Origin of the sequence: Vibrio pacinii DSM 19139, assembly GCF_000711795.1 — a bacterium.
Taxonomy (GTDB): domain Bacteria; phylum Pseudomonadota; class Gammaproteobacteria; order Enterobacterales; family Vibrionaceae; genus Vibrio; species Vibrio pacinii.
This window is the reverse complement of sequence record NZ_JONH01000016.1, coordinates 39,222-51,858: the sequence shown is the minus strand read 5'-3', so window position 1 is coordinate 51,858 and position 12,637 is coordinate 39,222. Positions and strand designations below refer to the sequence as shown.

12 protein-coding genes and 1 riboswitch are annotated in these 12,637 nt (G+C 48.3%); of the genes, 3 read left to right on the top strand and 9 right to left on the bottom strand.

Annotation, left to right across the window (positions count from 1 at the left end; all coding sequences use genetic code 11):
- Positions 1-16: 16 nt before the first annotated feature.
- The 4 genes from trmH to gmk form a co-directional block, all read right to left on the bottom strand.
- Entirely contained in the window at positions 17-700 is a 684-nt protein-coding gene (gene trmH, locus BS19_RS11435) for a tRNA (guanosine(18)-2'-O)-methyltransferase TrmH (RefSeq protein ID WP_038175421.1), read from the bottom strand.
- A gap of 103 nt (positions 701-803) precedes the next feature.
- Entirely contained in the window at positions 804-2,930 is a 2,127-nt protein-coding gene (gene spoT, locus BS19_RS11430) for a bifunctional GTP diphosphokinase/guanosine-3',5'-bis pyrophosphate 3'-pyrophosphohydrolase (RefSeq protein WP_038175419.1), read from the bottom strand.
- A 40-nt stretch (positions 2,931-2,970) separates the two neighbouring features.
- Positions 2,971-3,243 (bottom strand): DNA-directed RNA polymerase subunit omega, encoded by a 273-nt coding sequence (gene rpoZ, locus BS19_RS11425; protein ID WP_038175418.1) that lies wholly within the window; start codon positions 3,241-3,243, stop codon positions 2,971-2,973.
- 95 nt (positions 3,244-3,338) lie between these two features.
- Positions 3,339-3,962: a guanylate kinase gene (gene gmk / locus BS19_RS11420; protein ID WP_038175417.1), complete on the bottom strand. Its 624-nt coding sequence runs from the start codon at positions 3,960-3,962 to the stop codon at positions 3,339-3,341.
- Between the two features lie 296 nt (positions 3,963-4,258).
- Positions 4,259-4,358: riboswitch (purine riboswitch) on the top strand.
- Between the two features lie 64 nt (positions 4,359-4,422).
- Between gmk and BS19_RS11415 the strand changes: the two genes are divergently transcribed.
- Positions 4,423-5,793, top strand: coding sequence for an NCS2 family permease (locus tag BS19_RS11415; protein WP_038175416.1), 1,371 nt, complete (start codon positions 4,423-4,425; stop codon positions 5,791-5,793).
- A 177-nt stretch (positions 5,794-5,970) separates the two neighbouring features.
- Here the strand turns inward: BS19_RS11415 and BS19_RS11410 are convergent, their stop codons facing one another.
- The gene (locus BS19_RS11410; protein WP_038175415.1) at positions 5,971-6,837 is read right to left on the bottom strand and encodes a YicC/YloC family endoribonuclease; all 867 of its coding nucleotides are present in this window, start codon (positions 6,835-6,837) and stop codon (positions 5,971-5,973) included.
- Between the two features lie 141 nt (positions 6,838-6,978).
- On the opposite strand from BS19_RS11410, the gene rph reads away from it, so the two are divergent.
- Positions 6,979-7,695 (top strand): ribonuclease PH, encoded by a 717-nt coding sequence (gene rph / locus BS19_RS11405; RefSeq protein WP_038175414.1) that lies wholly within the window; start codon positions 6,979-6,981, stop codon positions 7,693-7,695.
- Positions 7,696-7,992: 297 nt separating this feature from the next.
- Entirely contained in the window at positions 7,993-8,634 is a 642-nt protein-coding gene (pyrE, locus tag BS19_RS11400) for an orotate phosphoribosyltransferase (RefSeq protein WP_038175412.1), read from the top strand.
- A gap of 105 nt (positions 8,635-8,739) precedes the next feature.
- Here pyrE and lpxM read toward each other — a convergent pair whose 3' ends face one another.
- From lpxM to coaBC, 4 genes are all read right to left on the bottom strand, one after another.
- Positions 8,740-9,726: a lauroyl-Kdo(2)-lipid IV(A) myristoyltransferase gene (lpxM, locus tag BS19_RS11395; RefSeq protein ID WP_038175411.1), complete on the bottom strand. Its 987-nt coding sequence runs from the start codon at positions 9,724-9,726 to the stop codon at positions 8,740-8,742.
- A 16-nt stretch (positions 9,727-9,742) separates the two neighbouring features.
- Positions 9,743-10,693, bottom strand: a complete 951-nt coding sequence (locus BS19_RS11390) for a Kdo(2)-lipid IV(A) acyltransferase (protein WP_038175410.1) — start codon at positions 10,691-10,693, stop codon at positions 9,743-9,745.
- 5 nt (positions 10,694-10,698) lie between these two features.
- Positions 10,699-11,289 (bottom strand): nucleoid occlusion factor SlmA, encoded by a 591-nt coding sequence (gene slmA, locus BS19_RS11385; RefSeq protein WP_038175409.1) that lies wholly within the window; start codon positions 11,287-11,289, stop codon positions 10,699-10,701.
- 124 nt (positions 11,290-11,413) lie between these two features.
- Complete coding sequence (gene coaBC / locus BS19_RS11380; RefSeq protein WP_038175408.1) at positions 11,414-12,619, bottom strand: bifunctional phosphopantothenoylcysteine decarboxylase/phosphopantothenate--cysteine ligase CoaBC; 1,206 nt, start codon at positions 12,617-12,619, stop codon at positions 11,414-11,416.
- Between the last annotated feature and the right edge of the window lie 18 nt (positions 12,620-12,637).

Sequence of the window (12,637 nt, the reverse complement as noted above, 5' to 3'; positions counted from 1 at the left end):
TACAGGAAAAATGTCGTTACTTCTTCTGCATCTCGGCCCACCATTGATCGTCAGCGACAATTTGGCCCTGCTCATCTAACGTTGGGTACGGCAAACCTTTACGCTTTGCCACTTTGGCCAATACCGGATGACCACGTTCAAATAGCAGGCGGTGAATAGTCTGTTGTGGAACTGAGCTAATGTCATTGTCGTACATACCCGCCGCTTCACGTTGACGCTGCGCTTCGTACAAAATGACGGCGCTGGCGACGGAGACATTGAGTGACTGAACCATGCCGAGCATAGGAATCATGATGTCTTGATCGGCAAGTTGTTTGGCTTTGGCTGACGCGCCCGCTTTTTCGTTGCCGAGAATGATCGCTGTCGGTTTGGTGTAATCGACTTGGCGAAAATCGACCGCGCTATTAGAAAGATTCGTTACCAGCACTTGCATGCCTTGCGCTTTAAGCTCGGCAATCGCGGTGTCGATATCGTCATGAGTTTCAACATCAACCCAGTTACGCGCCCCCGCAGAAGTATGGCTGAGGGTGCGCATTTCATTGGGCCACACGGCGTGAATCTTATGGATACCTGTGGCATCGGCAGAGCGAATCACAGCAGAGACATTGTTGGGCTTATGCACGTCTTCAAGACACAGAGTGAGATCGGCTTGACGCGCTTTTAATACTTGTTGGATTCGTTGGTAGCGTTCTAAGTTCATAGTGGTAGTGTGAGGTTCGTAGCGCCAGTAATTGAGGCATTAAGTCAAAAATGTCCTTGCAGCAGTGGCGGCAAGGACATTTTATTACGGTTTGAACAACGAGTTAGTTCTTGCGGCGACGAACTTTTAACGTCTGTGGCATGGCTTTGATTTTACGCATGATGCCTGCAAGATGAACACGATCTTTGGTTGTGAGCAGCACAGTGACGGTGTACAAACGGCCATCGCGCTCTTCGGTTGAAAGACCATGGATGTTAGAGCCTGTGTTGGAGATAACATTGGTCAGTTCAGCAAGCGCACCTTGACGGTTTTGCACATCAATAGTGACTTCGGTAATAAACTCTTTGTCGTAATCGTCTGACCATTCAACGGCCATGTACTTATCGGGTTCTTTTTGGTAACCGCGTACGTTTGGACACGTTTCACGGTGAACCACCAGACCACGGCCGGGTGAAACGTGAGCGATAATGTGATCGTCAGGAATCGGATGGCAGCAGTTAGCAAAGGTAAGCAAAATGCCTTCTGCACCACGAATAGGCAGTTTTTTCTTCGGCGAACCGTCGGCATTGACACTGATCGACTCCGTGAGCTCATCAGCATTGCCCAGTAAGCGGCGGGCGATGACGATACTCATTAATTCACCTAAGCCTATTGCCGCCAGCAAATCATCGACGCTAGCGACTTTAAGATCGGCCAAGACATGGTTGACGTTCTCTTCACTGATGTCTGAAAGTGACAGTTCACCGAGCGCATGGTTGAGAAGACGGCGACCTAGCGTAATTGACTCTTCGCGGCGCATCGTCTTGAGAACTTGGCGTATCTTAGTGCGCGCGCGTGAGGTCACCACGTAGTTGAGCCAAGCTGCGTTAGGGCGAGCCCCAGGCGCACTAATGATCTCGATGGTTTGACCATTTTTGAGTGATTTACTCAGAGGATACGGATTGCGATCGACACGGGCACCAACACAGGTGTTGCCGACATCGGTATGCACCGCATAAGCAAAGTCAACGGCGGTCGCGCCAACAGGGAGTTCAACAATACGACCTTTGGGCGTGAAGACGTAAATCTCATCTGGGAACAGATCAGATTTTACGTTTTCAATAAATTCAAATGAGTTACCTGCGCTTTGTTGTAGCTCAAGCAGGCTTTGCATCCAACGCTGCGCTTTAACTTGCGCGGTCGTGCCTGTGCGATCTCCGTTACCTTTATAAGACCAGTGAGCGGCGACCCCTTTGTCGGCCATCTGATCCATATCTTCAGTACGGATTTGCACTTCAACGGGTACGCCGTGAGGGCCTATCATCGAAGTATGCAGCGATTGATAGCCATTGGCTTTCGGCACGGCAATGTAGTCTTTCATCCGTCCTGGGCGTGGTTTATACAAGCTGTGTACTTGGCCAAGAACGCGATAGCAGGTATCGGCATCTTGCACGACAACTCGGAACGCGTAGATATCCATAATGGTGTGGAAACGCTGCTCTTTGGTTTTCATCTTGTTGTAGATGGAGAACAGGTTTTTCTCACGACCGACCACACGCGCCTTCAAGCCGACCTCTTCGAGGCGACCTTCGATTTCAGTATGGATACGCTGGATCATCTCTTTGCGATTGCCACGAGCGGATCGCACGACCTCTTTAAGTACCCGATAGCGATTCGGATAGAGCGCTTCAAACCCAAGCTCTTCGAGTTCGGTCTTGATGTTGTGGATACCGAGGCGGTGGGCAAGTGGCGAGTAAATCTCTAACGTTTCGCGCGCAATACGGCGTTTCTTGTCTGGACGCAGTGCGCCAAGAGTACGCATGTTGTGGGTGCGGTCAGCGAGTTTGATCAGGATAACGCGGATGTCTTGCACCATGGCAAGCACCATCTTACGGAAGTTTTCTGCCTGGGCTTCTTTGCGATCGCGAAACTTGAGTTTATCAAGTTTAGACACGCCATCGACCAATTCAGCAACGGTATTGCCAAATTGCGCTTCTAACTCCTCTTTTGTAACTTCAGTATCTTCGATTACATCGTGGAGTAGAGCCGCTTGCAGAGTTTCGATATCAAGGCGCATTTCCGCCAAGATACGAGCCACAGCCACAGGGTGGATGATATAAGGTTCGCCGCTAGAACGGGTCTGCCCTTCATGAGCATCTTTCGCTACCACATAAGATTGACGCAGAGCCTCAATTTGAGGCTCTGTTAGGTATTCTTGGGCAACGTCTTTGAGGCTATCGAATAGATACAAACTTTAGATCCGGAAGATAGTTGTTGACGTGAAGATCTGATTAACGGCTGTGAGCGATGCTGCTTACGGCGGCTAATTCAGCGGCTTCTTGTTCTTGCTGCTCTTGACGCGCACGTGCGTCAAGGATGTCTTTAGTGATAAGACCTTCTTCGATCTCGCGAAGAGCGATGACCGTTTGCTTATCATTCTCTTCTGGCACTAGTGAATCTTTACCGCCGGTTTGCATTTGACGAGCGCGGCGTGCCGCAATGAGAACTAGGTCGAAACGGTTACCAACTTTTTCAACAGCGTCTTGAACAGTTACGCGTGCCATGAGAACTCCAAATTAGTTTACTAAAATCTTGAATGACGAGAAATTATACAGGGTGTGAGTTCCTAGTGTCTAGGAACTCTTTCTCTTTAAGGGGATTATTCCGCTAAAAGCGCGTCAAGCATGCCTTTATATTTATCAGCTTGTTTGTCTTGCTTTAATCTTTCAGCGCGGATGATGGCCTTAAAGTCCATCAGTGCGTTGTCGAAGTCATCATTAATGATGACGTAGTCGTACTCGCGATAGTGTGAGATTTCCGCTTTCGCTTCTGCCATGCGCTTGGCAATAACGGCTTCACTGTCTTGACCACGAGCGTTAAGACGGCGTTCTAACTCACCGTTTGACGGTGGCAGAATAAATAAGCTTTTTGCTTGCGGCATTTGCTGACGAATTTGACGGGCACCTTGCCAGTCAATATCCAGAAAGACATCAATGCCTTTTTCTAAGTTGTTTTCAATCCAAACGCGCGACGTGCCGTAGTAGTTGCCGAACACTTCGGCGTACTCAAGGAATTCGCCTTTTTCAATCAGCTCTTCAAAGAGATCTTTTTGCACAAAGTGGTAGTGAATGCCATCTTGCTCACCAGGGCGCATACCACGAGTGGTATGCGAAACCGATACTTTCATTGCATAGGTAGGGTTGGTTTCTAGCATGGCTGAAATCAGACTCGATTTTCCCGCACCGCTTGGTGCCGATACGATATACAGAGTGCCTTTACCCATAGGGACATTCTCACATTTGGTTTGGTGATGGCTAACAGAGATCTGCTGACCATTATAAAGATAGCACTGACCGAGATTTTTCACCGAGTTGGTCAAATTTAGGTCAGAAAAATGGACGCGAAGAGTAGCATAAATAGGCGCTCTAGAACAACTATAGCAAGGGTTAGTGTGAGTAAGGAGGCGCAAACCACCAGTAATCTCAGACGGATTGAATTCATCGTTCAAAAGGCAAACGTTTGCTTTTGTTCTCTTTTAAGCCAGAAAAGCGTTGAGTTTTGATGTGAGATTCGTACAATGCCGCGCAAACGTTTAAATGCTGTATATGTTTAGTAAATTGGACTGAACGTCTCTACCACCGAGCCTATCTTGGTGACTACAGTTTTGTTTGTGGTTAGCGTCTGTTTCGTTCTCTATCAGCATTTGACTCCGTTCCTGTTTATTTAATCGTTAAGGTTTGATTGTGAGTCTCGATACCGCTGTAAAAGCCCAGGATAACCCTGGCATCCTAGAGTCCATTTTTAAAATTTCTGAGCGTAAAACCACCATTGGCACAGAGCTGTATGCTGGCTTTATTACCTTCTTAGCTATGAGCTATATCCTTGCGGTTAACCCAGCGATTTTGGGTGGCATACCAGGGATGGACAAAGGGGCGGTTTTTACTGCCACGGCTTTAGCGGCAGCGGCAGCTACTCTGATTATGGGGATTTGGGGTAATTACCCAGTGATGCTTGCACCGGGTATGAGCATGAACGGCTTTTTTAAAGGGATGTTGTTGAGTGGCTCAGTCGCCTTAGTGTGGCACGAAGCATTATTCGGTATTTTCCTTTCCGGCGTGCTGTATCTGATTCTATCGATGACCAATATTCGTAAATCGATGATTGAGTCGATTCCAGAAGATTTGAAGCTGGCCATTACTGTCTCTCTCGGTCTATTCATTGCCTTCTTGGGGCTAAAGAATGCGGGAATTATTGTTTCCAATCCGATCATCTTGGTGAGTATGGGCGATATCTCTGAGCCGAAAGTCATCATTGCTTACCTGAGTATCTTCATTGCGCTTGGCTGTATGATTCGCGATATCAAGTTGGCGACCTTTATCTCTTTTATTTCAGCGATTGCTCTGACGGTTTTGGCTGATGTGGTGATGGGAACCAACAATGCGCCGATGCCAGAGCAATTTATTACTGCGCCGCCAAGTATGGAAAGCAGTTTCGGCGCCGTATTTAACTTCTCGGGCCTGACGGCAGAGAAGATGTTCGATCTGCTGTTTATTGTCATTATCTTTCTGATTGTCGATTTCTTTGATGGTTTGAGCACTATCATCGGTGTTGGCCGTGACGCGGGGATCATTGATAAAGACGGTAAAGTGCCAAATGCTCGCTCTGCGCTAGTGGCGGATGCGGGAGGCACTGTGATTGGTTCTGTGTTGGGAACCACGTCAATTACGGCGTTTTCAGAGTCAGGTATTGCCTCGTCTCAAGGTGCGAAAACAGGTTTGGCGGCGGTTGTGGTTGCTGGCTTATTCCTTGTGTCTCTGTTTCTATACCCGCTCTTCTCAATTTTTTCTGCTGCGATGGTGGCACCAGCCATGGTTGTGGTCGGTATCTACATGATTGGTCGTTTGGGGCAGATTCAGTGGGAACAAAAAGAGTCTCGCATTGCGGCCTTCTTTACCATTATGTTCACGGTATTGAGTTTCTCGCCTGCAAACGGCATGGCAATGGGCTTTATTAGTTACGCTTTCTCTATGGTCGTGGCGGGCAAGCGTAAACAAGTCCATCCTGTTATTTATGTTCTGTGTGGTCTATTTATGAGTTACTTGATTCTGCTTTAGTACTAGCGGGCTAAATACGAATGGCTTTGCGTCGCGCAAGGCCATTTTTTATGGTCAGATACCAGAGCCACATCGTTCGTGTTACTGGCCGTATGGCAAGAATCGAACGTTAAGCAAGATGAGTTAAATAAAACAAAGCCCAGCAAACGCTGGGCTTTGTACAATAGAAATCGATGATTATTCGATGTTCTGGATCTGCTCGCGCATCTGCTCGATAAGTACTTTAAGCTCTACACCGGATGCGGTGATGTCAGTGCTGATCGATTTTGAGGCTAGAGTATTTGATTCACGGTTAAACTCTTGCATCATAAAGTCGAGACGACGGCCACATGCTCCACCATTTTTCAAGATGTTGTGCGCTTCTTTAACGTGAGAGTCGAGGCGATCAAGCTCTTCGGCGACATCTGATTTTTGCGCCAGTAGGATCAGCTCTTGCTCGACACGAGACGAGTCGAGTTCAATTTTGGCGTCTTCAAATTTCGAGAATAGACGCTCTCGCTGCCATTCAATGATTTCTGGCATGCGTGCGCGTACTCTTGTCACTTCAGCATCAATGGCATCTAAACGTTGCTCAATCAATGCCTTCATGTTGTCACCTTCGCGGCCACGCGCTTCAATGAACTCACCAATTGCCTCATCAAACGCCGCAAGCAGATCTTGATTGACGCTATCCATATCTTGCTCTTGCGCTTCCATCACGCCAGGCCAGTTCATTACTTGGAATGGATTGATACGGCTCAGCTCACCCGTCATGTGCATCACTTGTTCAGCGGCTTTAATCACTTGGTTGGCGAGCGTTTCGTTGATGGTTAGTTCACCTTTAGCGGCAGGGTTGGCTTCAAAACGCAGTGCGCATTCGACTTTGCCGCGGGCGAGGCGTTTTCGAAAGCGCTCACGCAGCATTGGCTCTAGGCCGCGGAATTGTTCTGGCAGGCGAAAGTAGGTTTCAAGGTAGCGTTGGTTAACACTACGAATTTCCCATACGGCGCTGCCCCAGTCGCCTTTGACTTCTTTACGTGCATAGGCTGTCATACTGTAGATCATCGAATTTTCCTGTTTAATTATCTTTGAAAATAACGCCTGCCAATAGTAGCACAAATCGCCAATCGATAGCTTTGCCGACTAAACTTCGCTATAATCTCGCCCCAATCAAAACGTCTCCCCCTGCAAATAAGGTAGATGCCCATGCGTCCAAATGACCGCGAGGCGGATCAGATTCGCCCAATTAAAATTACTCGTAACTACACTGCATATGCAGAAGGCTCTGTACTGGTGGAGTTCGGCAATACCAAAGTGCTTTGCAATGCGACCGTCGAAGAAAACGTCCCACGTTGGTTGAAAGGCCAAGGTAAAGGCTGGGTGACCGCAGAATACGGCATGCTCCCGCGCTCTACTCATTCGCGTATGCGTCGTGAAGCAGCAAACGGTAAGCAGGGTGGCCGCACTATGGAAATCCAACGTCTTATCGCGCGTAGCCTTCGTGCTGTCGTTGATTTAGAGGCGCTTGGTGAGATTATGGTCACGGTAGACTGTGATGTTATTCAAGCCGATGGCGGTACGCGTACCGCGTCTATTTCTGGTGCGAGCGTTGCCATGGCTGATGCCTTCCAACACTTAGTCGAGAAAGGCAAGCTTAAAGCGAACCCTATGAAGGGCCACGTTGCGGCGGTTTCTGTGGGTATCTTAGGCCAAGATATTTTATGTGATCTTGAGTACGTCGAAGATTCAGCCGCTGACACAGACATGAACGTGGTGATGACCGAAGATGGTCGCATGATTGAAATTCAAGGCACTGCCGAGGGTGAACCGTTTACTCATGATGAGCTAATGGACCTTCTCGCGGTGGCGAAGAAAGGCATTGCCGATATTGTTTCCGCGCAGAAGGCGGCGTTAGCAAATTAAGTGTTATCTAATAGCTTCCAATTGGAGGCTATTTTTTTAAGTTCCTAGAAGTCATTTTCTAGAAACTAGACCACGGCCCTTGGGAGCTGATCTCTAGGAGCGGTTGTAAACCAGATTCCAGATAGCTCGTTTATCACTTCTGGAATGACGAACAACATATCGTCATTCTGAACAGCGAGGTACGAGCGTGATTCAGAATCTCTTGTAATGATGCAAGGATCTGGTTTCGATCGCCTAGAGGTCAAATTCTAAGAGCTAGGTACTAGCCTCTAGTAACTATTATCAAGAGAGAAAGTAATGAAAGCATACCAGCGTGAATTTATTGAGTTTGCCTTAGAAAAAGAAGTTTTGAAGTTTGGTGAGTTTACTTTGAAGTCTGGCCGTAAAAGCCCTTATTTCTTTAACGCTGGTCTTTTCAATACAGGCCGTGACCTAGCGCGTTTAGGTCGTTTTTATGCCGCCGCTCTGGCCGACTCTGCGATCGATTTTGATGTGTTATTTGGTCCTGCGTATAAGGGCATTCCGATTGCAACTACCACGGCGGTTGCGTTAGCGGATCACCACGACATTGATACGCCTTACTGTTTTAATCGCAAAGAAGCGAAAGATCACGGTGAAGGTGGCAACTTGGTTGGCAGTGCACTCGAAGGTCGTATTATGCTTGTCGATGATGTGATCACCGCCGGCACAGCGATTCGTGAATCGATGGAAATCATCAAGGCGAATGGCGCCGATCTCGCTGGCGTTTTAGTCGCGATTGACCGCCAAGAGAAGGGCAAAGGAGAGCTTTCGGCGATCCAAGAAGTTGAACGTGATTTTGGCTGTGCGATTATCTCTATCGTTAGCCTGACTGACCTCGTCACTTTCCTTGAAGAAAAGGGCACCGCCCCTGAGCATCTAGATGCAGTTAAAGCGTACCGCGCAGAGTACGGGATCTAGACGATCCGAGAATCAAGTTCGGACTGCGTCTCTCAAGCGGTTCTTGATAGCTATTAAAAAAGGGTTGACGTATATGCGTCAACCCTTAAACGTTTTAACTCGCAACTATCCTTCGCTACCATCACCTTTGTGTGAGTTATCGTAAATACTCACACCATCTCGACGAGTTTTAAGCAGCGGCAAATTCCACATATATTGCTCTGGGCGAGGGCGAACTAAATCTTCGATGGCTTGATTCATTGCACGCGCATCTGATTCTTCGTCGCCAGTGGGGAAGTTCTCGAGCGCCGGTAAGATGTGCACTTCGTACTTACCGCTTTTATCGTTATAAGCGGGTAGTATCGGCACCACTTTCGCTTTTGAGAGACGCGCCATTTTACCAAAGCCTTTTAAGGTCGCCTTTTCGGTGCCAAAGAAAGGCACAAAAACCGAATTGGCAGCGCCAAAATCTTCATCTGGCAACCAGTAGCCAAGATAGCCATCTTTGATAGAACGGACAAAGGGTTTGACGCCCGCTTCACGAGCGAAAATGCGCCCGCCATATTGCATACGTTGCACGTGCATCAGCCAGTCGCCAATAGGGTTGCGCTGTGGCTTCATAATGGTCGTGACTTTGTAGCCCTTCGCTGCCAGCATCACTGCGGGGTAGTCGACTGCCCAGGCATGTGGCGCGAGAATAATCACGTTTTCGCCAGCATCGAGTAGTGGCAAGATATTCTCTTCACCGATCATGACTCCACGATTTTGGTTATGTTTGGTAGAGCGAACTAAAAACTCTGAATAACCGAGCAGGTATTGAGCCGCCTTAGCAAAGGTCTCTTCAAGTATCACCTGGCGCTCTTGTGCGGATTTTTCAGGAAAACAATAGGCCAAGTTCACGCGCGCTCGACGTACCACTCGACCATTTTTTTTGACAGCAAACACCGACAGTTTACTAGCCAAGCTATCGCGCCAACGAAATGGCATAAAGGCAAATAGCGCGGCAATGAAAATGCCTAACCATGTCCCCCAGTGCTTTGGATGGAGAAACGACCATTCAAACGTTGGGTTGTGTAAATGTTTGTCGGTGCTGTTTATTTGATTATTGCTCATTCAGCGACGCCTATAATTATTGGTAACGAGAGTTAGTCAGTGCTTGGTCGGGAAGTGACTTAAAGCGTTTATGTAGCCACATCCATTGTTCAGGCGCTCGCATAATAATCTCTTCGACAAATTTATTCATGTAGGCTGCGGCAGCAACTTGGTCTTGTTTCGGGTAATCGGGCTCGATATCCTTATCGGCGATGATTTCATACTGACCGGCCGCGTTTCTAAATCCAGAGCCCGGTACGATGGCACAATGGCTGGTTGTCGCCAGAATACTCGTCCCCGTCGTGGTGCAGGCCTCTTTGACCGCAAAGAAAGGTACAAATACCGATTTATTGTGGCCGTAGTCTTGATCGGGTAAGTAAAACAAGCGATCTCCCTGACGCAAGACACGAATCATCTGCTTAAGGTCGGTACGATAAATCAGTTTATTGCCATTGCGAGTTCGGCCACGATACTGAATAAACTCATACGCTGGGTTACTGTGAGGGCGATAAGCGCCGTAACCTTGCAAGCCGATCACACCAAAGGCGCGTGCGGTGATCTCGAGGTTTAACGCGTGTACGCAGCACAGTAAAGCCCCTTTTCCCTCTTGACGCAGGCGTTTTAAGATCTCAACGTCTTTCACCAGTAAAATGCGCTTAAAACGCCAGGTTGGCCAAAACCAAGTGATCCCAGTTTCGATCAGAGCCATGCCGGTATTTTTGAAATTCTCGGTAACGATACGTTCTACTTCTTGCTGTGGCATGTCAGGAAAAGCCAACTCAAGGTTGCGGCGCGCAATATGGACACGAGATTGACCAAAGCGCATACCAAGCCGTCCGATGGTGTGGCCGAGGCGCAGCAGCACGGAATAGGGAAGTAGATTCACTATCAGTGCAAGCAGACCAAAACCAAACCATACCCCCCAATATTTAGGGTGTAATAACGCGAACGAAAATGGCGGGGCTTGGTTGTACTGTTCTTTACTCATAACTGTTACTTAATTTGTGCGCTGAGCAGCGCCCAATACTCTTCAAAATTTGCAGTGGGTTGATATTTAAAGTCGCTACGGACGAAACGATTGAGGCTGCCCTCGACTTGACCAAGCAGTTGAGCGGCTAATATCGTTTCATTGACCGGAAAAGATTTTCCTTCACGGAGCATTCGTTCGCGCAAGATCTGGCGCAGTGAGGTTTCAATGCGCTCGAACAGTTGGTTGATGCGCTCGCGCAGACGCTCATTTTCAAACATCAGCGCGTGGCCCGACAAAATTCGGCTCAAACCAGGATTGCGTTCAGCAAACGCTAAAATCAATTGTAGCACCAAGCGAATGCGGGTCAGGGTGTCTTTTTCTTCATCTTGAATGCGATTAATGCGCGACATGAGTGACTCTTCGATAAATTCGATAAGCCCCTCAAACATGCGTGCTTTACTCGGGAAATGACGATAGAGCGCGGCTTCAGATACGCCAACTTGTTTCGCCAGTTTTGCTGTCGTGATACGCGAAGCGCCTTCATTAGACTCAAGCATCTCTGCTAAAGCTTGCAAAATTTCATCTCGGCGGTTGGTTTTTCTTGTTCCGGCCATGAACCTTTTCCTTTTGTTACCATTTCTGAATAAAAAGGTGTTGAGTCTAAGCAATTCAACACCAGACAACCGATGACCTGTCCTATTTATCGCGAAGTGTTGCTTTAAATAGCAACAATGAGCTTTACGCTTCTATTTGCTGCGCGATGGCCATCATGATTTGCGTTGCAATTTGTTGTTTTGATGCAAGGGTAAGTGATTGCTCACCCTCTTTCCAGTATAAGGTGATTGCGTTGTCGTTGCTATTGAAGCCTTGACCTGCGACAGAGACATCGTTAGCACAAATCATATCCAGATTCTTTTTGATAAGCTTAGTGCGAGCGTAGTGCTCTACATCTTGCGTTTCAGCGGCAAAACCAACGGTAAAAGGTCGAGATTGCACCAGAGCGGCGACCGACGCGACAATGTCAGGGTTTTTAACCATGGTGATGGTCATCTCATCGTTATCATCGGTTTTTTTGATTTTCTGGGTGGCAACCTTGGCTGGTCGATAGTCGGCGATAGCAGCGCAGCCGATAAAAACATCGTGTTCAGGAGCCGTTTTCATCGCCGCGTCAAACATGCTTTGTGCGCTATCCACATCAATGCGGGTGACGCCTGCTGGTGTTGGTAGGGCAACAGGGCCTGAGAGCAGGGTAACCTTGGCGCCGAGTTGCTCGGCTGCGCTGGCAAGGGCAAAGCCCATTTTTCCAGAGCTGTGATTGGAAATATAACGCACCGGATCAATCGCTTCTCGCGTTGGGCCTGCGGTGATCACCACAGACTTCCCTTTCAGTGGTTTGTCTGAGAAAAACTGCTCGCAGAGATCAACTAACTGCATTGGCTCTAACATTCGCCCAGGGCCAACATCGCCACAAGCTTGCTCACCCGCTGCCGGGCCCCAGATCTGCATACCGCGGCGTTCAAGCGTGGCGATATTTTCTTGCGTGGCCGTATTGCGATACATTTGCTGATTCATGGCCGGAGAAACAGCGATGGGTGAGTCGGTAGCCAGCACTAAGGTGGTGAGTAGGTCGTTGCCCATTCCTGCCGATACTCGTGCGATAAGATCCGCCGTTGCCGGGGCGAGCAGGACCAAATCAGCCCATTTGGCCAACTCGATGTGTCCCATTGACGCTTCGGCGGCAGGATCAAGTAAGCTGTCAGACACTGGTCTACCAGACACGGCCTGCATAGTAAGTGGTGTGATAAATTCTTTGGCGGCGGTGGTCATCACCACTTGTACATGAGCGCCGCGCTCTATTAGACGGCGGGTAAGTTCAGCACATTTATAAGCTGCGATACCACCACTAATACCTAAAAGGATCTTTTTGCCTGCGAGTGTTTGCATGATGATCTTCCTTACAAT